Source organism: Geodermatophilus sp. SYSU D00814 (assembly GCF_054050055.1).
In genome coordinates, this window is record NZ_JBJGYP010000017.1 from 91462 (window position 1) to 112828 (window position 21367).

The following is a 21367-nucleotide window of genomic DNA, read 5'->3' on the forward strand; positions in this document are numbered from 1 at the left end:
CGTCGGGTGTCCGCAGCTGACGGACGGACCTTCGGCAGACTCCCGGCCGCGGCACAGTCGAGTGCCGCGCTCCCACCCGCCCGGGTGAGGGCTACGCGAAGCGGACCGGCTGGCCGGTGGCCTCCAGCACCGACAGCCACAGGTCGCCCAGCGGGTCGACGTGGTTGCGGCGGCTGACCGCCAGCGGCATCGGGATGTGCACGAACCGGCGCCGCCGGCGGGCGACGATCACCTCGGTGCGGCCGGCCATCGCCGCGTGCACCGCGGCGTGCGCCAGGCGCAGGCAGTAGGCGCTGTCGTAGGGGTTGGCCGGCACGCTGCGGATGGCGTAGCTCGGGTCGAAGTAGCGGACGTTGTTCTCCACCCCCGCCTTGTCCAGGTGCTCGCAGATGAGCCGGCGCAGCAGCCGGCCGATGTCGCCCAGCCGCACGTTGCCCGAGGCGTCGCGGCCGGGCTCGTGCTCGTCGATGTGCTCCTGCCCGGCGCCCTCGGCCACCACGACGACGGCGTGCCCGCGGTCCTCGACCCGGCGGCGCAGGTGCTCGAGGAAGCCGCGCTCGCCGTGCAGCGCGAAGGGCACCTCGGGGATGAGCACGTAGTCGGCGTCGTCCTTGGCCAGCGTGGAGTAGCAGGCGATGAAGCCCGAGTGCCGGCCCATCAGCTTGACCAGCCCGACCCCCCCGGGCGCCGAGCGGGCCTCGACGCTGGCGGCGTGGATGGACTTGGTGGCCTCGGCCATGGCGGTCTGGAAGCCGAAGCTCTGGTCGATGTAGGGGATGTCGTTGTCGATCGTCTTCGGGATGCCGACGACGGCGACCTTCAGCCCGCGCTCGCCGATGACCCGCACGACCTCCATCGCGCCGCGGATGGTGCCGTCACCGCCGACGACGAACAGGATGTTGATGTTGAGCCGCTCGAGCGCGTCGACGATCTCCTCGGGGTCCTGCAGCCCGCGGGAGGTGCCGAGGATCGTGCCGCCCTCGTCGTCGATGTGCTGGACCACCTCGGGGGTCAGGTCGACGACGTCCTCGCCGTAGTGCGGGATGAACCCGCGGTAGCCGTTGCGGAACCCGACGATCCGCCGCACGCCGTAGTGCCGGCTCAGCTCCAGCACCAGCCCGCGGATGACGTCGTTGAGGCCGGGGCACAGCCCGCCGCAGGTGACGATGCCGACGCGGGTCTTGGCGGGGTCGAAGTAGATGCGCTTGCGCGGCCCGCCGGGCTCCAGGCTGGGCAGCTGCTCGACCGGCAGGCCGCGGGCGCCGGCCATCGAGATCGTGTCGTCGAAGAGGATCCGGTCCTCCTCCACCACCGAGTGCTGCGTCGTCTCCCGCGACGCGAGCCGCTCGGCCAGCGGCGAGTCGATGCGGCACGGACCCAGGGTCCGCACGGCGAGGTCCTCGTGTCCGATCACGGTGGAGAACGGTCCCACACCGGTGCGCGGTCGCTGCGCTCGGCACCCCGGTCGTCAGGACGTCATGTCGAATGTCTCCCGGCCCGCGCCGAGCAGGTGACGTGCTGGAACGGCCCCGGTGCAGGGGCCCGCGCCGAGCGGAGCGAGGGGTGGGGGCACCGGGGTCCTTCGTCTAGTCGACCAGGTCGAGGGCGGCGCCGACCAGCGAGTCGACGTCGAGGCCGTGGTAGCGGTACACGCTGTCCAGGTCCCCGCTCTGGCCGAAGCGGGTGACGCCCAGGTGCGTGGCCGGCACGTTCCGCACGCCGGCGAGGAAGGCCAGCGTGTGCGGGTGTCCGTCGAGCACGGTGAGCAGCGGGGTGGCCCGGTCGGCGGGCAGCACGCTGTCGAGCACCCACGGCGAGGCCTCGTCCAGGCCGCGGCGGGCCTGGGCGGCGCGGAACAGCAGCCCGGGACTGGTCACCACGACGACGTCGGCGGGGAAGCCGAGCCCCTCGAGGCGCTCGGCGGCGGCGAGGGCCTCGGGGACGACCGCGCCCATCGCGGCCAGCGTCACCGCCGGGCGCGGCACCCGCCGCAGCGGGTAGCCGCCGGCCACCACCTGGCGGCGGCGCCGCTCCCGGGCCGCCGGGTCGGCCGGCACCGCGGCCAGCGCCTGGTCCACCGGGCGGGTGGACAGCCGCACGTAGGCCGACTGCCCGCCGGGGCGGCCCATCTGGCCCAGCGCCGCCAGCAGGCACCACTCGGTGTCCAGGGCGAACGCCGGCTCGTAGGACAGGCAGCCGGGCTGCTCCAGGCCGATCGAGGGCGTGGTGATCGACTGGTGCGCCCCGCCCTCGGGGGCCAGCGTGACCCCCGACGGCGTGCCGACCAGCAGCGACTGACCGCCGGCGTAGACCGTGAACGACCACGGCTCCAGCGCCCGCCCGACGAAGGGGTCGTAGAGGACGCCGACGGGCAGCAGCGGCTGGCCCCAGCGCGACCACGTGGCGCCGAGCTCGCCGAGCGCGCCGACCAGGTTGGTCTCGGCGATGCCGAGCTCCACGTGCTGCCCCGAGGGCCGCTCGCGCCAGTGCAGGATCGTCTCGGGGTCGTCGGCGAACCAGTTGCGGCGGTCCTCGTGCGACCAGACGCCGACCTTGTTCACCCAGCCGCCGAGGTTGGTCGAGCTGGACACGTCGGGGCTGACGGTGACCACCCGCCGGCCGGCCTCGGGCGCGGCGCGGTTGAGGTCGAGCAGGGTGCGTCCCAGTGCCGCCTGCGTGGTGGCGGCGCCCGAGGGCGTGCGGCCGAGGTCGGCGGGGACGGCGGGCGCGGCGACGTCGTCGACCGGGGGCCGGGCCAGCCGCGCGGCGGCGTCGGCGAGGAGCCGGGCCGGGGCGCTGCCGGCCGGGAAGCCGGCCCAGGGGTCGGCCGGGTCGACGCCGACCCGCGCGGCGAGCTCGTGCAGCTGGGCCTCGGTCAGCAGCGCCGAGTGGTTCTGCGGATGGCCCTCGGTGGCCAGGCCGTGGCCCTTGAGGGTGTAGGCGAGCACGACGGTGGGGCGGGTGTCGTCGATCTGCGCGAAGGCCTGTCGCAGCGCGGCGAGGTCGTGGCCGCCGAGGTTGCGCACCGCGGCGACCAGGTCGGCGTCGGCGACCTCCTCGACCAGCGCGGCGACCGCGGCCGCGCCCGGCCCCTCCCCCGGCAGGTGCGCGCGCAGCTCCGCCGGGGCGCGGCGGACCATCCGCTGGTACTCGGCGTTGCTCATGGCGTCGATCCGGTCGCGCAGCTCCGGCCCGCCGGGCCGGGTGAACAGCTCCTCGAGCAGCCGGCCGTACTTGACGGTGAGCACCTGCCAGCCGGCGGCGGTGAACATCCCCTGCAGCCGGGGCGCGCCCATCGTCGGGACGACGCGGTCGAGCGACTGCCGGTTGAGGTCGACGACCCACACGACCTCGCCGAGCTCGGCGACCATCGGGTCGAGCACGGCCTCCCAGATCGCGCCCTCGTCGAGCTCGGCGTCGCCGACCAGCGACCACTGCCGCCCGGTGCCGCCCGCGCCGAACTGGGTGTTGACGTAGCGGCGGGCCAGCGCACCCCAGATGGGCGCGGTGGCGCCGATGCCGACCGAGCCGGTGGAGTAGTCCGCCGGCACCGGGTCCTTGAGCCGCGAGGGGTAGGACTGCAGGCCGCCGAAGGCGCGCAGCGTGGTCAGCCAGGAGGCGTCGAGCTGGCCGAGCAGGAACTCCAGCGCGTGCAGCACCGGGCTGGCGTGCGGCTTGACCGACACCCGGTCGTCGGCGCGCAGCTGCTCCAGCCACAGCGCCGTCATGATCGTCACCATCGAGGCGCTGGACGCCTGGTGGCCGCCGACCTTGAGCCCGGTCGGGTTGGGCCGCACCCGGTTGGCGTGGTCGACGATCGCGGTGGCCAGCCACAGCACCCGCTGCTCGATCTCGCGCAGCGCGGCGTCGTCGGAGCCGGTCGCGGGCGGCCGCGGGGCGGCGATCGTCATGGTCTCTCCTGTCGGGACGGCGGGGGGCCAGCATCCCGTGCGCCCCACGGCTCCTCCAGGGCGAGGTCCCGCCGCGGGCGGTGTCCGTGCGACGCTGGCCCCCACCGGACCGCCGCCCCGGGAGGCCGCCCATGACCGAACCCGACCGCGACGAGGTCATCCGGTCGCTGTACCGCGCCTACAGCGCGCACGACCTGGACGCCGTGATCGACGTGCTGAGCGCCGACGTCGACTGGCCCAACGCGTGGGAGGGCGGCCGGGTGCACGGGCGCGACGCGGTGCGCGCCTACTGGGAGCGGCAGTGGGCGCACATCCGCCCCTCGGCCCGGCCGACCACGATCCGGGAGCGCCCCGACGGGTCGGTGGAGGTGACCGTCGCGCTGGTCGTCCGCGACCCGGCCGGCACCCTGCTGTCGCGGACCACCGTCCGCCACGTCTACCAGTTCGCCGCCGACGGGCGGGTGCGGCGGATGGACGTGCGCTACGAGCGGTAGCCGGCAGCGGCCCCGGCCGGCGGGGTCGCCGGCAGGGGCCGCTCCGCGTGGTGAGGTGCTGGAACGGCCGCCCTTCAGGGCCCCGCGTCGGGCCTGCGAGGCGTGGGGGGAAGGGGGGTCCTTCAAGGGACGAGGATCGCGCGCCCGCGGACCTTCCCGGCGTCGAGGTCGCGGATGGCGTCCACGGCCCGGTCGAGCGGGTACTGCTGGGTGTGCAGCGTGACCTTCCCGGCCTGCGCGAGCACCATCAGCTCGGCCAGGTCGGTGTAGGTGCCGACGATGTTGCCGACGACGTTCTTCTCCCCGGCGACGAACTCCAGCGTCGGGATGCGCAGCTCGCCGCCGTAGCCGATGACGTAGAGCGAGCCGGCGGGGGCGGTCATCCGCCAGGCGTCCATCTCCGCGCCCTGCTCGGCGACGAAGTCGAAGACGACGTCGGCGCCCCCGCCGGTCAGCTCCTGCACGGCCTGCACCTGGTCGCCGTCGGCCACCACGGTCGCGTCCGCGCCGATCCGGCGCGCGAGCTCGAGGGCGTCGGGGTTGCGGTCGACGACGACCACGCGGGTGCCCGAGAGCGCCGCCAGGCACTGGACGCCGATGTGCCCGAGCCCGCCGGCGCCCTGCACGACCGCCGTCGTCCCCGGGTGCAGCAGCGGCAGCGCCTTGCGCACCGCGTGGTAGGCGGTGATGCCGGCGTCGGCGAGCGCGGCGACGTCGGCCGGGTTGGTCGACGGGTCGAGCTTGACGCAGGCGCGGGCGGTGGTGCGCAGGTACTCGGCCATGCCGCCGTCGTCGTTCGACAGCCCCGGGAAGAAGGCGTTCTCGCACTGCATGTCGCGGCCGGCGCGGCAGGCCAGGCACAGGCCGCAGCTGGGCTGCGGGTGCAGGATCACCGTGTCGCCGACGGCGACGTTGGTGACCCCCTCGCCGACGGCGTGCACCCACCCGGCGTTCTCGTGCCCGATCACGTACGGGAGGTCGGGGTTCTGCAGGTCGGCCCACTGGCCCTCGAGGATGTGCAGGTCGGTGCGGCAGACCCCGGCACCGCCGATCCTGACGATGACGTCGAGGGGACCCTGCAGCTGCGGCTCGGGGACGTCGTCGATCGAGGGGTCGACGTGGTACTCGTGCACGCGGACGGCCTTCATGAGCGCACCTCCAGGGGGATCAGCGGTCGGTCGTCGGGACGGGGCGTCTGGTCGGCCTCCGACCCCGGGTAGCGGGTGGTGAGCAGGCCCCGGCAGAAGTGCGCGTTGCCGTCGACGGAGATGCGCACCGACCGGGCCCGGCGCAGCACCGCCTCGGCCTGCGCGGGGTCGGGGCGGCTGCCGTCGTCGTGCACGAGCACCGGGGCGGCGGGGTCGGTCGGCAGGCCGAGGGCCTCCCGGCGGCGCAGCAGCGCCTCGGTGGTGGACTCCACCGCCGGCAGGTCGCCGAGGGTGAGCGCGGCGACGTCGAGGGCGGGGTCGCGGCGCAGCAGCGCGGTGAGCGCCCGCTCCATGGCCGCGGTGTGCGCCTTGCGCCGGAAGGTGGCCCGCAGCTCGTCGAGGGAGTCCTCCGCCTCGTGCCCGAAGGTGCCCCGGTAACCCAGCCCCGTGGCCAGCCCGCGGTTGATCAGGTCGGAGTCGGAGTGGTCGTCGAGCTCGACCACCACCGAGCCCACCCCCGGCACCGCGGACACCGCGTCGTGGGCGTCGGAGGCCATCAGCCAGGCGAAGTTGGGCGCGCAGAACGAGGTGGGCAGCCGCAGATGCACCTCGACGGCCCGCCCCTCCACGGCGACCGAGCGGACGAACCCCACGTCGGTGATCGGCTCGTCGAGCTCGGGGTCGACGACGGTGCCCAGCGCCGCCCGGACGTCGGCCTCCGACACCGGCGCGGTCAGGACGGCGGTCATCACACCGTCGCCAGGTCGGCGGCGGCCGGCTCCCGGGGGCCGGTCTGCGTCTCGTCGGCGTCGGGCAGCCGCAGGTGCTCGGGCACCGGCAGGTCGTACAGCCTGGCGGCGTTGAGGCCGAGGACCTTCTTCTTCACCTCGGTGCTCAGCGGGGCGTACTCGGTCATGTCCTCGGGGATCTGGAAGTCGACGAACCGCTCGACCAGCCACTTCGGCGTCCACAGCGCGTAGTCGCTGGCGAAGAGGATGCGGTCCTCGCCGAGCCAGTAGACGAGCTCGCCCATGATCTGCGCGAAGTACCGCGGCCGGGTGTGGATGAACGGAATCGCCACGGCCAGGCCCGCGTACACGTTGGGCTCCTGGGTGGCGATCCAGCAGAAGTCCTCCAGCCGCGGCAGGCCGCAGTGCTCGACGACGAAGTTCAGGTCGGTGAAGTCCGTGGCGGCGTGGTCGACGTCGGCGACGTCGAAGGCGTCGCGGTCCAGCGGGCGGATGGTCGGGCCCTTGTGGATGTGGATGTTCCTGATGCCGAGCTCCCGGCAGGCCTCCAGGTAGCGGTAGGCCATGGGGTCGGTGAGCTTCCAGCCGCGGGACTCCCCGTGCCAGTCGGCGGTGTAGAGCTTCACGCCCTGCAGGTGCATCCGCTCGGCGTCGGCGCGCAGCGCGTCCAGCCCGTTCTCGCCGTCGCGCGGGTCCCAGTAGTGGTTGTAGGTCAGCTTGTCCGGGTGGGCCTGGGCGAGGGCGAACGCCTCCTCCGTCTGGCCGAAACCGCGGTGGTAGAACTCGGCGAGCCGGGCCGGCTGGAAGACCGCGTGGTCGACGATGCCGTCGACGAAGACGTCGCGCACGAGCCGCTCGCCGCCCTGGTAGAGGTACTCCTCGTAGTCCCAGACCTCGGACTCCGGGGACAGGTTGCGGTGGTAGTCGTAGAAGCAGTCGATGAACTGCTTGCCGTGGATGTTGCGCTGGTTCTCCGGGCGCGCGTCCCACAGCGCGATGTGGGAGTCCACCACGTAGTACTGCTCGCCGTCCTTGGTGTACATCCGTCGGCCTCCGTCGGCTCCGGTCTGTGAGGCGGGTCACCTCCGCAGCGCCGACGCTAGGTGGGCCGGGACCGGTTGCCCACGGCCCGGTCGTCTCACTCTGAGACACCCCGCCGCCGCTGCCCGCCGCGTACATTGCCGTGACACAGGCCACACGTCGCAGTCCCCGACAGCCGGCCAGGAGGCCCCGTGGACGAGCCGGTGCCCGCGCCGGGACCGCTCCCCGACCCCGCGCTGGCCGCCCGGGGCGCCGCGCCGCGGGTGCGCGCGTCCTGGCGGCGCAGCCAGGGCTACGGCGTCCCGCTCGACGAGGTCGTGCCGGTGTTCACCGGGTCGCCGGACACCGGCTCGCTGCTCTACGAGTGCGCGCACCGGGTGCTCTCCGACCTGCAGGCGACGATTGCCAACGAGCCGGTGAGCCTGATGGTGGCCGACCCCGCCGGGTTCGTGCTGGCCCGGCTCGGCGACGACGCCTCGATCCACCGCGCGCTGGACCGGGTGCACCTGGCGCCGGGGTTCTCCTACAGCGAGCGGCACGCCGGCACCAACGGCCTCGGGCTGTCACTGGCCGACCGGACGCCGACGCTGGTGCGCGCCGGGGACCACTGGTGTGCCGAGCTGCGCGGCTACACCTGCGCCGCGGCCCCCGTGCTCGAGCCCGCCACCGGCGAGCTGGCCGGGAGCATCAACCTCACCACCTGGTCGGACTCCTCCTCCGAGCTGCTGCTGGGCCTGGCCCAGACGGCGGCCAGCGCGACCAGTGCCCTGATGGCGGTGCGCACCGGCGGGCGGCCCGTGCTGCGGCCGGCGCCGCGCGGGGAGGTGTACCGGGTGGTGGGCGGGTCACTGGCGCCCGACGACGGCGACCCCTGCGGATCGGCGGCGTGGCGGTCGGCGGTCGACGCCGCGGGCGCCGCCGTCGCCGCGGGGCGGGCGGCCGTCGTCGTCGGCGAGCCGGGTGCGGGCAAGGCGACGCTGGCCGTCCTCGCCCGGCGGCGGCTGCCCGGCCGGCAGCGGCTGCTGCACGCCCGCGCCCCGGAGGCCGGGGACGTCGCGCCGTGGCTGGACCTGTGGACCCCCGAACTGCGCGACGCCGACACCTGCGTGATCGTCTCCGGGCTGCACACCCTCCCGGCGTGGGCGGCCGGGGAGCTCGCCCAGGTGCTCGCGGCGGTGCGCCGTCCCGGCCGGCCGCAGCCGTTCGTGCTCACCGCCCCGGACTACGCCGCGCTGCCCGACCCGCTGGCCCGCCTCGCCGACGCCGTCGTGGAGGTCCCGCCGCTGCGCGCCCGGCCCGACGACGTGCTGCCGCTGGCCGGCTGGACGGCGCGCCACGAGCGCCACCGCAGCGTGTCCTTCACCCCGCGCGCCGCCCGCGCGCTGGCCGGCTACGGCTGGCCGGGCAACGTCGCGCAGCTGCGGCGGGTGGTGCGCGAGGCGGTCAGCCGCGCCGACGTCGTCGACGTGCACCACCTGGCGCCGGAGGTGCTCGACGGCGGCGGCCGCCCGCTGTCGCGGCTGGAGCGGCTCGAGCGCGACGAGATCGTGCGGTGCCTGACCGAGCCCGGAACCACGATGACCCGCGTCGCCGAGGAGCTCGGCATCGGCCGGGCCACCCTCTACCGCAAGATCGCCCAGTACAAGATCGCCGTTCCGCCCCGCTCGGGCTGAGCCTGCGCAGGCGGGGCTCCTCGCCGGGCTGGTCCCCGCCCCCGCTCCGCCGAGATCCCGTGATCTCGACCCGCCCGGCCCGTCCCGGCGGTCGAGATCACGGGATCTCGGCGTCCAGGGGCCACGCCCGGGCCGCCGCCCTGCCCGGGCCGCCGGACCGCCCTAGGGTCGCGGGCAGGAGGTGGGGCGGTGTCGGACGGGCTCTACGTCACCGGCTGCGAGCCGGCCACCGGCAAGTCCGCGGTGGCGCTGGGGGTCTTCGAGCTGCTGGCCCGGCGGGTCGGCCGGCTCGGGGTGTTCCGGCCGGTGGTGTCCGCGCGGGAGGGCACCGACGGGGTCGTCGACCTGCTCCTCCCCCGCGCCTCCACCGACCTGCCCGCCGACGCCTGCACCGGGGTCACCTACGCCGACGTGCTCGCCGACGAGGACCGCGCCCTGTCGGAGATCGTCGCCCGCTACCGGGCGCTGGCCGCGCGCTGCGACCGGGTGCTCGTCGTCGGCTCGGACTTCAGCGAGGCCGGCGCCGCCCGGGAGCTCGCGCTCAACGCCCGCATCGCGGCCAACCTCGGGCTGCCGGTGCTGTGCGTCGTCTCCGGCCGCGACCGCGCGCCCAACGACGTCGCCGTCGCCGTCGGGGTGGGCGTCGACGCGATGGCCGACGCCGGCACCGAGGTGGTCGCCGTCGTCGCCAACCGGGTGCCGCCGCGGCAGCTGCCCGCGGTGCGGGAGCGGGTCGCCGGCCTCGAGGTGCCGGTGTACGTGCTGCCGGAGGTCCCGGTGCTCACCGCGCCGACGATGGCCGAGGTGGCCCGCGCCTGCCGCGCCCGGCCGCTGGCCGGCGACGACGCCACGCTCGGCCGGGAGACCTCCGGCGTCCTGGTGGCGGCCATGACCATCCCCAACCTGCTCGAGCGGCTGGTCGACGACGTCGTGGTCATCACCCCCGGCGACCGCGCCGACGTCGTCCTCGGCGTGGTCGCCGCCCACCTCTCCGGCGGGTTGCCCGCCCCGGCCGGCCTGGTGCTCACCGGCGGCATCGAGCCGGCCGCCCCGCTGCTGCGGCTGCTCGGGCACCTCCCGGCGGCCGTGCCGGTCGTGCTCACCGACGAGGACACCTACGTCACCGCCACCCTCGCCGGGTCCGCGCCCGGCCGGATCCACCCCGGCGCGCAGCGCAAGATCGACGTGGCGGTCGCGCTCGTCGAGGAGCACCTCGACGCCGAGGAGCTGCTCGACCGCACCGCGGTGGCCCGGCCGCGGGTGACCACGCCGCTGATGTTCGAGCACGAGCTGCTCGACCGGGCGCGCGCCGACCGCCGGCACGTCGTGCTGCCCGAGGGCACCGACGAGCGGGTGCTGCGGGCCGCCGAGCGGCTGCTGCGCCGCGGCGTCGTCGACCTCACCCTGCTCGGCGACCCCGCCGAGGTGCGCGCCGCGGCCGCCCGCGCCGGTGCCGACGTCGACGGCGCGCGGCTGCTCGACCCCTGCGAGCCGGGCCTGCGCGAGGAGCTGGCGGTGGAGTACGCGCGGCGGCGCGCGCACCGCGGCGTGACCATGGACGCCGCCCGCGACCTCGTCGTCGACGTCTCCTACGCCGGCACGCTGATGGTGGCCCTCGGCCGGGCCGACGGGATGGTGTCCGGCGCCACCCACACCACCGCGCAGACCATCCGCCCGGCGCTGGAGCTGATCAAGACCGTCGACGGCGTCTCGATCGTCTCCAGCGTGTTCTTCATGTGCCTGGCCGACCGGGTGCTCGTCTACGGCGACTGCGCGGTCAACGTGCACCCCACCGCCGAGCAGCTGGCCGAGATCGCGGTCACCTCCGCGCAGACCGCGGCCCGCTTCGGCGTCGAGCCGCGGGTGGCGATGCTGTCCTACTCCACCGGCCGGTCGGGCAGCGGGGAGGACGTCGACCGGGTGCGCACGGCGACCGAGCTGGTGCGCGAGCGGGCGCCCGGGCTGTCGGTGGAGGGGCCGATCCAGTACGACGCCGCCGTCGACGCCGGGGTGGCGCGCACCAAGCTGCCCGGCAGCGAGGTGGCCGGGCGGGCCACGGTGTTCGTCTTCCCCGACCTCAACACCGGCAACAACACCTACAAGGCGGTGCAGCGCAGCGCCGGCGCGGTGGCGGTCGGGCCGGTGCTGCAGGGCCTGCGCGCGCCGGTCAACGACCTCTCCCGCGGCGCGACCGTGCAGGACATCGTCAACACCGTGGCGATCACCGCCGTCCAGGCGCAGTCGTGACCGGGCGGGTGCTCGTCGTCAACTGCGGCTCGTCGTCGCTGAAGTACCGGCTGGTCGACGTCGCCGCCGGCGAGGCGCTGGCCTGGGGGCTGGCCGAGCGGGTGGGGCAGCCCTCCGGCCGACTCACCCACACCCGGGCCGGGCGGCCCCCCGACGTGGTCGAGCAGCCGCTGCCCGACCACGCGGAGGCGCTGGCGGCCGCGCTGGCCGCCTTCGAGCGCCGCGGCCCGGCGCTGGCCGACGCCGGGCTGGTCGCCGTCGCCCACCGGGTGGTGCACGGCGGCGACCGGTTCTCCGCGCCGGTGCTCGTCGACGACGCCGTGCTGCGCGCGATCCGGGAGCTGGCCACGCTGGCCCCGCTGCACAACCCGGTCAACGCCGTGGGCATCGAGGTGGCCCGGCGGACCTTCCCGGGCCTGCCGCACGTGGCGGTGTTCGACACCGCCTTCCACGCCACCCTCCCGCCGTCGGCCTACACCTACGCGGTGCCCCCGCAGTGGGCGCGCGACCACGGCGTGCGCCGCTACGGCTTCCACGGCACGTCGCACGCCTTCGTCTCCCGCGCCGCCGCCGCGTTCCTCGGGCGGCCGGTGGCGGAGGTGAACAGCGTGGTGCTGCACCTGGGCAACGGCGCGAGCGCGACCGCCGTCGCCGGGGGCCGCAGCGTGGACACCTCGATGGGCATGACCCCGCTGGAGGGGCTGGTCATGGGCACGCGCTCGGGCGACGTCGACCCCGCCGTGGTCGCGCACCTGCACCGGGTCGCGGGGCTCGGGCCGGAGGAGGTCGACCGGGCGCTGAACTCCTCCAGCGGCATGCTCGCGCTGGCCGGCTCCAACGACCTGCGCGAGGTGCACCGGCGGATCGCCGACGGCGACGACGACGCCGCGCTGGCCCTCGAGGTGTTCTGCCACCGGCTGCGCAAGTACGTGGGCGCCTACCTGGCCGTGCTCGGCCGCACCGACGCGATCGTCTTCACCGGCGGCATCGGGGAGAACGACCCGGTCGTGCGGGCGCGGTCGCTGGCCGGGCTGGAGCAGCTGGGCATCCGCCTCGACGAGGAGCGCAACGGCGCGCGCGAGCCGGGTGCCCGGCGGGTGTCGGCCGAGGACAGCCCGGTCGCCGTCCTGGTGGTGCCCACCGACGAGGAGCTCGAGATGGCCCGCCAGGCCGTCGACCTGTTGGCCGGGTGACCTGCCGCAGCGTGAGCCTTCCTCAGTCCTCGTCGGTGCGGTAGCCCAGGTTCGGTGCCAGCCAGCGCTCGGCCTCGGCGAGGGTCCAGCCCTTGCGGCGGGCGTAGTCCTCCACCTGGTCGCGGCCGAGCCGGCCGAGGTTGAAGTAGCGCGCCTGCGGGTGGGCGAGGTACAGCCCGCTGACCGCCGCGCCCGGCCACATCGCCATCGACTCGGTCAACGTCACGCCGATCGCGGCCTCGACGTCGAGCAGCTCCCAGATCGTCTGCTTCTCGGTGTGCTCGGGGCAGGCCGGGTAGCCCGGCGCCGGGCGGATGCCGCGGTAGCGCTCGGCGATCAGCGCGTCGTTGTCCAGCCGCTCGTCGGCCGCGTAGCCCCAGAACTCCCGGCGCACCCGCTCGTGCAGCCGCTCGGCGAAGGCCTCGGCCAGCCGGTCGGCCAGCGCCTCGAGCAGGATCGCCGAGTAGTCGTCGTGGGCGGCCTTGAACGCGGCCACCCGCTCGGCCGAGCCGATCCCCGCGGTGACGGCGAAGGCGCCGACGTGGTCGGCCAGGCCGGTCCCCCGCGGCGCGACGAAGTCGGCGAGTGACTTGCGGGGGGCGCCGTCGCGGCCCTCGGTCTGCTGCCGCAGCTGGTGCAGCACGGCCCGCACCTGCGTGCGCGACCCGTCGGTGTAGACCTCGATGTCCTCACCGGGCCCGCCCTCGCCGTCGACCCGCGCCGCCGGGAACAGCCCGAACACGCCGGAGGCGGTCAGCCAGCGCTCCGCGACGATCCGGTCGAGCATCGCCTGCGCGTCGTCGAACAGCCGCCGCGCCGCCTCGCCGGTGGCCGGGTTGTGCAGCAGGTCCGGGAAGCGGCCGCGCATCTCCCAGGCGGTGAAGAACGGCTGCCAGTCGATGTACCCGCGCAGCTCCTCCAGCGGGTACTCGCGCAGCACCTGCACGCCGGTCCCCGCGCGGGGTCGCGGCGGCTCGTACGACGACCAGTCGATGGCCGGCGCGGCGGCGCGGGCGGCGTCGAGGGACAGCAGCGTGCGGGTGTCGGTGCGGGCGGCGTGCCGCTCGCGCAGCGCCGCGTACTCGGTGTCGGTGGCGGCCAGCAGCCCCGGTCGCTGCTCGTCGGACAGCAGCGCCGCGACGACGGGCACCGACCGCGAGGCGTCCTTCACCCAGATCACCGGGCCGTGGTAGCGCGGCGCCACCTTGACCGCGGTGTGCGCGCGCGACGTCGTCGCCCCGCCGATCAGCAGCGGCACCTCGAAGCCCTGCCGCTCCATCTCGGCGGCCAGGCCGACCATCTCGTCCAGCGACGGGGTGATCAGCCCGGACAGCCCGATGACGTCGGCGCCGACCTCCTTGGCGGTGTCGAGGACCTTCTGCGCCGGCACCATGACGCCGAGGTCGACGACGTCGTAGTTGTTGCACTGCAGGACGACGCCGACGATGTTCTTGCCGATGTCGTGGACGTCGCCCTTGACGGTGGCCATGACCACGCGGCCGTTGGTGCGCTCGACGTCGCCGGGCTGCTTCTCCGCCTCGATGAAGGGCACGAGGTAGGCGACGGCCTTCTTCATCACCCGCGCGGACTTGACCACCTGCGGCAGGAACATCTTGCCGGCGCCGAACAGGTCGCCGACGACGTTCATCCCGCTCATCAGCGGGCCCTCGATGACCTCGATCGGCCGACCGCCGCGCGCGGCGATCTCGGCGCGCAGCTCCTCGGTGTCGGCCTCGACGAACTCGTCGACGCCCTTGACCAGCGCGTGGGTGATCCGCTCGGCCACCGGCAGCGACCGCCACTCCTCGGTCGCCGCCTCCTCCGCGGCCCCGGTGGCGGCGTACTCGCCGGCGATCTCCAGCAGCCGCTCGGTGGCGTCGGGCCGGCGGGCGAGGACGACGTCCTCGATCCGCTCCCGCAGCGGCGCGGGGACCTCCTCGTACACCTCCAGCGCGCCGGCGTTGACGATGCCCATGTCCATGCCGGCGGCGATCGCGTGGAAGAGGAACACCGCGTGGATGGCCTCGCGCACGCGGTTGTTGCCGCGGAAGGAGAACGACACGTTCGACACGCCGCCGGAGACCAGCGCGTGCGGCAGGTTCTCCTTGATCCAGCGGGTGGCCTCGATGAAGTCCAGGCCGTAGCGGGTGTGCTCCTCGATGCCGGTGGCGACGGCGAAGACGTTGGGGTCGAAGACCACGTCCTCCGGCGGCAGGCCCACCCGGTGCACCAGCACGTCGTAGGCGCGCCGGCAGATGGCCTGCCGGCGCTCGAGGGTGTCGGCCTGCCCGTCCTCGTCGAAGGCCATGACGACGACGGCGGCGCCGTACCGGCGGCACAGCTCGGCCTGCCGGACGAACTCCTCCTCGCCGTTCTTCAGCGAGATCGAGTTGACGATCGACTTGCCCTGCAGCTGCTTGAGGCCCGCCTCGATGACCTCCCACTTGGAGGAGTCGACCATCACCGGCACGCGGCAGATGTCGGGCTCGGCGGCGACGAGGCGGGTGAAGCGGGTCATCGCCTCGACGCCGTCGATCATCCCCTCGTCCATGTTGACGTCGATGACCTGCGCGCCGGCCTCGACCTGCTGGCGGGCCACGGCCAGCGCGGTCGGGTAGTCCCCGTCGCGGATCAGGCGGCGGAAGCGCGCCGAGCCGGTGATGTTGGTGCGCTCGCCGACGTTGACGAACAGCGAGTCCTCGTCGACGGTCAGCGGCTCCAGTCCCGAGAGCCGCAGCGCCGGGCGGACCGACGGCGGCCGGCGCGGCGGGAGCCCGTCGACGGCCGCGGCGATGGCGGCCACGTGCGCCGGCGTGGTGCCGCAGCAGCCGCCGACGACGTTGACGAACCCCTCCTCGGCGAAGCCCCCCAGCACGCCGGCGGTCTCCTCCGGCGCCTCGTCGTACTCGCCGAAGGCGTTGGGCAGGCCGGCGTTGGGATAGCAGGAGACGAAGGTGTCGGCGACCCGCGACAGCTCGGCGACGTAGGGCCGCAGCTCCTCCGCGCCCAGCGCGCAGTTGAGCCCGACGGCCAGCGGCCGCACGTGCCGCACGGAGTGCCAGAACGCCTCGGTGGTCTGCCCCGACAGGGTGCGGCCCGACGCGTCGGTGATCGTGCCGGAGACGATCACCGGCCAGCGGCGGCCGCGCTCGTCGAACAGCGTCTCCAGGGCGACGATCGCCGCCTTGGCGTTGAGCGTGTCGAAGACCGTCTCGACCAGCAGCAGGTCGGCGCCGCCGTCGACCAGGCCGTCGGCCTGCTCCCGGTAGGCGGCGACCAGCTCGTCGAAGGTGACGTTGCGGGCGCCGGGGTCGTTGACGTCGGGCGAGATGGACGCCGTCTTCGACGTCGGCCCCATGGCGCCGGCGACGTAGCGCGGCCGCCCCGGCGTGCGGGCGGTCATGGCGTCGGCCTCGCGGCGGGCCAGCCGGGCGGCGGCCTCGTTGATCTCCCGGGCGAGGGAGCCCATGCCGTAGTCGGCCAGCGAGATGGCGGTGGCGTTGAAGGTGTTGGTCTCGACGACGTCGGCGCCGGCCTCGAGGTACTCGCGGTGGATGCCCGCGACGAACTCCGGCTGGGTGAGCACCAGCAGGTCGTTGTTGCCCTGCAGGTCGGTCGGCCAGTCGGCGAACCGCTCGCCGCGGTAGCGGGCCTCGCTGGGCCGCTCGCGCTGGATCGCCGTCCCCATCGCGCCGTCGAGCACCAGGATGCGCTGCTCGAGCAGGGCGGTGAGCTCCGCGGTGGCGTCGGGGCGGAGCTGCGGGGCGTCGGTCACGGGCGTCCTCGGGGTCGGTCGGCGGCACGTCCTGCTGCACGGGGCAGCAGCCGCTGGCCCGCGCGTGTTCCCCTGCGCCGTCGGAGGCGGTCCGGCGGGCCCGTGTCATCCTCCCACCCGCGCCACGCGGGCGGGGCGGCGCGACCGACGTAGGCTCGCAGGGGTGACCGACCCGAAGTCCGCTCCCGAGGACCTGCCCCAGCTGAACCAGCCGGTGGCGGTGGTCGCCTTCGAGGGCTGGAACGACGCCGGGGACGCCGCCACCGGGGCGCTCGAGCACCTCGAGCTCATCTGGGACGCCACTCCCCTCGCGGCGCTCGACCCCGAGGACTACTACGACTTCCAGGTCAACCGCCCCACCGTGTCGCTCGTCGAGGGCGTCAGCCGGCGCATCGAGTGGCCGACGACGCGGGTCTCGGTCGCCCGCCCGCCCGGCAGCGACCGCGACGTCGTCCTCATCCGGGGCATCGAGCCCAACATGCGCTGGCGCGGCTTCTGCGCCGAGCTGATCGAGCTGTGCCAGGAGCTCGACGTGCAGACCGTCGTCGCCCTCGGTGCGCTGCTCGCCGACACCCCGCACACCCGCCCCACCCCGGTCAGCGGCTCCGCCTACGACCAGGAGTCCGCCCGCGCCTACGGGCTGGAGACCTCCCGCTACGAGGGCCCCACCGGCATCCTCGGCGTGTTCCAGGACGCCTGCGTGCAGGCCGGGCTGCCGGCGGTGAGCTTCTGGGCCGCCGTTCCGCACTACGTCTCCCAGCCGCCCTCGCCGCGGGCCACCGTCGCGCTGCTGCAGCGGGTCGAGGAGGTGCTCGAGCTGCCGGTGCCGCTCGGCGGGCTGCCCGCGCAGGCCGACGACTGGGTCAAGACCGTCGACGAGATGGCCCAGGAGGACGCCGAGGTCGTCGAGTACGTGCGCTCGCTGGAGGAGCGCGCCACCGAGACCGACCTGTCCCAGGCCGACGGCGACCAGATCGCCCGCGAGTTCGAGCGCTACCTGCGCCGGCGGGGCTCCTCGCCGGGCTGATCCCCGCTCCTCGCCCCGCGAGATCCCGTGATCTCGACCCGCCCGGCCCGTCCCGGCGGCCGAGATCACGGGATCTCGGCGTATGGCGGTCCCCTCGGTGCCGTCTTCCCCGGCGCCACCCTCCCCCGCGCGTCCGGCTCCTCGGTCGCCGGATCAGTTGGGGATAACGGTCGAGACGGCGGGAGTGCGGGCGTTCCTCGTGCCGTGCCGGTGCTGCAGCACCCGCACGGCGCGGGGAACGCCGGCGATCCAGGCCGGCACTACCGTGTCGCCGGCGCCGCGTCCCGGCGGCGGTCCCGGCCCCGCGTGGAGGTGGCGTGTCGATCCGGCACCGGCTGCGGCACCGGCTGCGGCCCTTCGACGACCTGTCCCCGTCGCTGGACCGCTTCGGCGCCCTGCTCGCCCTCACCGTCGTCGCGCTGGTCACCCTGTCGCTGGCCGGGGTCACCCCCGGGCGCTCGGGGCCGGCGGAGTCGGCGGCGCAGGTCGTGGTCACGGTGTTCGTCGGCGCGACGCTGCTGCTGGCCCTGCGGACGTCGGGCGTGGCCCGACACTGGCTGCGGGTGGTCACCGTGCTGGTCGGGCTGAGCGTGCTGGTCACCGTCGTCGGGATCGTCGCCCGGCTGCCCGGGGCCACCGACGAGGCGGCGGTGGCCGGCTCCGGGACCGCGCCGCTGCTGTGGATCGTGCTGTCGGCGCTGGCCCCGGTCGTGGTGATCCGCCGCCTGCTGCAGCACGACGAGGTGACGCTGCAGACCGTGCAGGGCGCCGTCGCGGCCTACCTGCTCCTCGCGCTGGCGTTCTTCTTCGCCTTCCTCGGCGTCCAGGACGGGAGCGACGACTTCTTCGGCCGCCCCGAGCCGACGACGACGTTCATGTACTTCAGCCTGTCGACGCTCACCACCGTGGGCTACGGCGACCTCGCCGCGGTCACGCCGCCGGGCCGGCTGCTGGCCGTCACCGAGGCGCTCGTCGGCCAGGTCTTCCTGGTCACCTTCGTGGCCCTGCTCGTCGGCCTGCTCGGCGAGCGGTGGCGCGGCCGGCAGCCCGAGACCCGGGCCGACGAGGACGGCCCGGTCGTCTGAGCGGCGTTCAGCGGCGCAGCAGCGGGGTCATCCGGGCGGCGGCGTCGTCGCCGAAGAGCCGGTCGTGGGTGGCCAGGGCGAAGCGGTCGGTCATCCCGGACACGTGGTCGACCACCTGGGTGACGAGGTCGGCCGCGGTGTCGCGGTAGGTGGGCGGGATCAGCTCGGGGTGGGCCAGGTGGTGGTCGACCAGCCGGCGGATGACGTCGATGGCCAGCTGCTTCTGCCCCGCGGCGGTCTCGGAGACGTAGACGTGCTCGAACATGAACGCCCGCAGCTCGTGCATGGCCGCCAGCGGCCCGGGCGCCATGACCACGCGGCCGCCGTCGGCCAGGGACCCCTCGACGACGGCGTCGACCATCGTCCCGACCATCGCGCTGCCGGGCTCGCCGAAGGCCGCCCGGGCCACGGCCGGGAGGTCGCCGGGCTGCAGCACGCCGGCGCGGACGGCGTCGAGCGCGTCGTGGGACAGGTAGGCGATCCGGTCGGCGTAGCGGACGCACTCGCCCTCGCGGGTGGCCGGCGGGGGGCTGATCTTCCAGCTGTGCGCGCGGATGCCGTCGCGCACCTCCTCCGTGAGGTTGAGGTGCTCGAGCACCTCCACGATCCGCACGCCCTGCGCGGCGTGGTGCCAGCCGCCGGGCACGTAGGGGTCGAAGGCGTCCTCGCCGATGTGCCCGAAGGGCGAGTGGCCGACGTCGTGGGCGAGCGCGATCGCCTCGGCGAGGGTCTCGTTGAGGCCCAGCGCGCGGGCGATGGCGCGGGCCACCTGGGTGACCTGCAGGGTGTGGGTGAGCCGGGTGACGAAGTGGTCGCCGTCGGGGTTGAGGAAGACCTGCGTCTTGTGCTTGAGCCGGCGGAAGGCCTTGGCGTGCAGGATCCGGTCGCGGTCGCGCTCGAAGGCGGTGCGCAGCGGGTCCTCGGGCTCGTCGACGGCGCGGCCGCGGGTGGCCGCCGAGCGGGCCGCGGCCGGGGCCAGCGCGGACTCCGCCGCCTCGCGGGCCGCGCGGTCGGTGCGCCGGAACCCGCCGCCCACTCAGCCCTCCTGCAGCGCCGGGTCGAGTCCGACGCCGAGCAGCGCGTCGACGGCGTCGGCGACCATCGCCGGCGCGCCCTCCTCGGTCTCGCCGTCGCCGGCCAGGGTGGCCGCCGCCCACGCGTCGACGACGGCGATCGCGCCGGGGCTGTCGAGGTCGTCGGCGAGTCGCTCGCGCAGCCCGGCGAGGACCGGCGCGGCCGGGGCGCCGGCGGGCAGCGCCGCCGCGCGGCGCCAGGTGGCCAGCCGCTCCTGTGCGGCCGACAGCAGGTCCGGCGTCCAGGCACGGTCGGTGCGGTAGTGGCCCGACAGCAGCGCCAGCCGGATCGCCATCGGGTCGACGCCCTCGCCGCGCAGCTTGGAGACGAAGACGAGGTTGCCGCGGCTCTTGCTCATCTTCTCGCCGTCGAGGCCGATCATCGCCGCGTGCACGTAGGCGCGGGCGAAGGGCTGCTTCTCCCCCGTCTCGGCGGCGGTGAGCGCCTCGGCGTGGACGGCGGAGTACTCGTGGTGCGGGAAGACCAGGTCGCTGCCGCCGCCCTGCACGTCGAAGCCCGTGCCGATGGTGTCCAGCGCGATCGTGGCGCACTCGATGTGCCAGCCGGGCCGGCCGGCGATGCCGCGCGGGCCGGGCCAGGAGGGCTCGCCCTCGCGGCGGCCGCGCCACAGCAGCGGGTCGAGCCGGTTGCGCTTGCCGGGCCGGTCGGGGTCGCCGCCTCGCTCGGCCGACAGCGCCAGCATCGTGGCCTCGTCGTAGCCGGACTCCGCGCCGAAGTCGGGCGCCTGGGAGACGTCGTGGTAGACGTCGCCGGTGCCGTCGTCGAGCACGTAGGCCAGGCCCTCGTCGAGCAGGGTCTCCACGTGCGCGACGATCCGCGGGATGGCGGCCACCGCGCCGACGTAGTCCTCGGGCGGCAGCACCCGCAGCGCTGTCATGTCCTCGCGGAACAGCGCCGTCTCGCGCATGCCCAGGACGACCCAGTCCTCGCCGTCGCGCTCGGCGCGCTCGAGGAGGGGGTCGTCGATGTCGGTGACGTTCTGCACGTAGTGCACGGCGTGCCCGCCGTCGCGCCACACCCGGTTGACCAGGTCGAAGGTCAGGTAGGTGGCCGCGTGCCCGAGGTGGGTGGCGTCGTAGGGGGTGATACCGCAGACGTACATCCGCGCCACCGAGCCGGGCTCGGTGGGCACCACCTCACCGCGCGCGGTGTCGTACAGGCGCAGCACCGGGCCGTGGCCCGGGAGGGTGGGGAGCAGCGGGGCGGGCCAGGCGAGCACGACGCCGAGCCTAGTTGCGTGTCCGGCCCCACCCCGCCGGAGCGCCCCGACCTGGGGACCACGACCGCCTCCGGCACAGCCGCACGCCGGGTCAGGGCCGGGTCCCGGGACCGGGCGACGGGGAGGCCGCTGCGGCCAGGGCCTCCGCGGCCCCGGCGACCGCGTCGAGGGCGAGCGCCGGATCGAGGAGCCGGTGGAGCACCAGCCCGTCGAGGGCCGCCAGGAGCAGGGTCGCCAGCCCCTGCGGCTCGGCCTCGCCCGTCGCCGCCAGCCAGGGCACGAGCCGGGCGCGGGCGTCGGCGAGCGCGGCGCGCACGAGCTCCCCGACGTCGGGGTCCTGCAGGGAGGCGACGACGAGCTCGGCGGCGATCCGCGCCGTCCGCGGCTCCTCCAGCCGGGCGGTGGCGCGCAGGACCGCCGCCACCCCCGCCGGCCACGAGCTCTCGGCCGTGAGGACGGCCACGGCGGGCTCGAAGGCCTCGCGCACGGCAGTCTCGGCGACCGCGCGCTTCAGCGCGGGGAGCCCGCCGAAGTGGTAGTGGACGAGCCCCTGGTGCGTGCCGGCGCGCTCGGCGACGGCCCGCGCGGTCAGCCCCGACCACCCCCGTTCGGCGAGCAGCTCCAGTCCGGCAGCGACGAGCTGGTCCCGTCGCCGCGCGCCGCGCCCCGGCCCGGCCGGCCCGGTCCCGCGCTCGATCTCGTCCGGCACC

15 protein-coding genes are annotated in these 21367 nt (G+C 75.2%); 6 read left to right on the forward strand and 9 right to left on the reverse strand.

The window, feature by feature from the left end; genetic code table 11:
* Positions 1–91: 91 nt before the first annotated feature.
* The gene (locus ACI780_RS14925) at positions 92–1414 is read right to left on the reverse strand and encodes an ATP-dependent 6-phosphofructokinase (RefSeq protein WP_456872561.1); all 1323 of its coding nucleotides are present in this window, start codon (positions 1412–1414) and stop codon (positions 92–94) included.
* Between the two features lie 172 nt (positions 1415–1586).
* Positions 1587–3911: a transketolase-like TK C-terminal-containing protein gene (locus ACI780_RS14930; protein ID WP_457003818.1), complete on the reverse strand. Its 2325-nt coding sequence runs from the start codon at positions 3909–3911 to the stop codon at positions 1587–1589.
* Positions 3912–4042: 131 nt separating this feature from the next.
* Between ACI780_RS14930 and ACI780_RS14935 the strand changes: the two genes are divergently transcribed.
* Complete coding sequence (locus ACI780_RS14935) at positions 4043–4405, forward strand: nuclear transport factor 2 family protein (protein ID WP_457003820.1); 363 nt, start codon at positions 4043–4045, stop codon at positions 4403–4405.
* A gap of 122 nt (positions 4406–4527) precedes the next feature.
* Here ACI780_RS14935 and ACI780_RS14940 read toward each other — a convergent pair whose 3' ends face one another.
* The 3 genes from ACI780_RS14940 to ACI780_RS14950 are packed head-to-tail and all read right to left on the reverse strand — an operon-like array spanning position 4528 to position 7345.
* Positions 4528–5553 carry an NAD(P)-dependent alcohol dehydrogenase gene (locus ACI780_RS14940; protein WP_457003822.1) on the reverse strand — a complete coding sequence of 342 codons (1026 nt, stop codon included), beginning with the start codon at positions 5551–5553 and terminating at the stop codon, positions 4528–4530.
* Positions 5550–6302, reverse strand: coding sequence for an iron-sulfur cluster assembly protein (locus tag ACI780_RS14945; protein ID WP_457003824.1), 753 nt, complete (start codon positions 6300–6302; stop codon positions 5550–5552). The genes ACI780_RS14940 and ACI780_RS14945 overlap by 4 nt, the downstream gene beginning before the upstream one ends.
* Positions 6302–7345, reverse strand: a complete 1044-nt coding sequence (locus ACI780_RS14950; protein WP_457003826.1) for an amidohydrolase family protein — start codon at positions 7343–7345, stop codon at positions 6302–6304. The genes ACI780_RS14945 and ACI780_RS14950 overlap by 1 nt, the downstream gene beginning before the upstream one ends.
* 189 nt (positions 7346–7534) lie before the next feature.
* Between ACI780_RS14950 and ACI780_RS14955 the strand changes: the two genes are divergently transcribed.
* The 3 genes from ACI780_RS14955 to ACI780_RS14965 all read left to right on the forward strand — a co-directional run bounded on the left by ACI780_RS14955 (position 7535) and on the right by ACI780_RS14965 (position 12456).
* On the forward strand, positions 7535–9016 hold the full coding sequence (locus ACI780_RS14955; RefSeq protein ID WP_457003828.1) for an AAA-type ATPase lid domain-containing protein: 1482 nt from the start codon (positions 7535–7537) through the stop codon (positions 9014–9016).
* A 189-nt stretch (positions 9017–9205) separates the two neighbouring features.
* Positions 9206–11263, forward strand: coding sequence for a phosphate acetyltransferase (gene pta / locus ACI780_RS14960; protein WP_457003830.1), 2058 nt, complete (start codon positions 9206–9208; stop codon positions 11261–11263).
* The gene (locus tag ACI780_RS14965) at positions 11260–12456 is read left to right on the forward strand and encodes an acetate/propionate family kinase (RefSeq protein ID WP_456872553.1); all 1197 of its coding nucleotides are present in this window, start codon (positions 11260–11262) and stop codon (positions 12454–12456) included. The genes pta and ACI780_RS14965 overlap by 4 nt, the downstream gene beginning before the upstream one ends.
* Positions 12457–12478: 22 nt before the next feature.
* Here the strand turns inward: ACI780_RS14965 and metH are convergent, their stop codons facing one another.
* Entirely contained in the window at positions 12479–16231 is a 3753-nt protein-coding gene (metH, locus tag ACI780_RS14970; protein WP_457003833.1) for a methionine synthase, read from the reverse strand.
* Between the two features lie 163 nt (positions 16232–16394).
* Here metH and ACI780_RS14975 point away from each other — a divergent pair, with 163 nt between their 5' ends.
* Together ACI780_RS14975 and ACI780_RS14980 are read left to right on the forward strand one after the other, a co-directional pair.
* Positions 16395–17258, forward strand: a complete 864-nt coding sequence (locus ACI780_RS14975; protein WP_456872551.1) for a PAC2 family protein — start codon at positions 16395–16397, stop codon at positions 17256–17258.
* A 317-nt stretch (positions 17259–17575) separates the two neighbouring features.
* Positions 17576–18343, forward strand: coding sequence for a potassium channel family protein (locus ACI780_RS14980; protein WP_456872550.1), 768 nt, complete (start codon positions 17576–17578; stop codon positions 18341–18343).
* A 7-nt stretch (positions 18344–18350) separates the two neighbouring features.
* On the opposite strand, the gene ACI780_RS14985 is transcribed toward ACI780_RS14980, so the two are convergent.
* From ACI780_RS14985 to ACI780_RS14995, 3 genes are all read right to left on the reverse strand, one after another.
* Positions 18351–19379: an HD domain-containing protein gene (locus ACI780_RS14985; protein ID WP_456872549.1), complete on the reverse strand. Its 1029-nt coding sequence runs from the start codon at positions 19377–19379 to the stop codon at positions 18351–18353.
* Positions 19380–20657, reverse strand: coding sequence for a cysteine--1-D-myo-inosityl 2-amino-2-deoxy-alpha-D-glucopyranoside ligase (gene mshC, locus ACI780_RS14990; protein WP_456872548.1), 1278 nt, complete (start codon positions 20655–20657; stop codon positions 19380–19382).
* Between the two features lie 91 nt (positions 20658–20748).
* A complete protein-coding gene (locus tag ACI780_RS14995; RefSeq protein WP_457003837.1) occupies positions 20749–21366 on the reverse strand; it encodes a TetR/AcrR family transcriptional regulator in 618 nt (205 codons plus the stop codon).
* Position 21367: the final 1 nt, after the last annotated feature.

Excerpts from the sequence above, each read along its gene's own strand:
- ACI780_RS14930 (WP_457003818.1), bottom strand. The coding sequence starts at position 3,911 with ATGACGATCGCCGCCCCGCGGCCGCCCGCGACCGGCTCCGACGACGCC.
- ACI780_RS14935 (WP_457003820.1), top strand. The coding sequence starts at position 4,043 with ATGACCGAACCCGACCGCGACGAGGTCATCCGGTCGCTGTACCGCGCC.
- ACI780_RS14940 (WP_457003822.1), bottom strand. The coding sequence starts at position 5,553 with ATGAAGGCCGTCCGCGTGCACGAGTACCACGTCGACCCCTCGATCGAC.
- ACI780_RS14945 (WP_457003824.1), bottom strand. The coding sequence starts at position 6,302 with ATGACCGCCGTCCTGACCGCGCCGGTGTCGGAGGCCGACGTCCGGGCG.
- ACI780_RS14950 (WP_457003826.1), bottom strand. The coding sequence starts at position 7,345 with ATGTACACCAAGGACGGCGAGCAGTACTACGTGGTGGACTCCCACATC.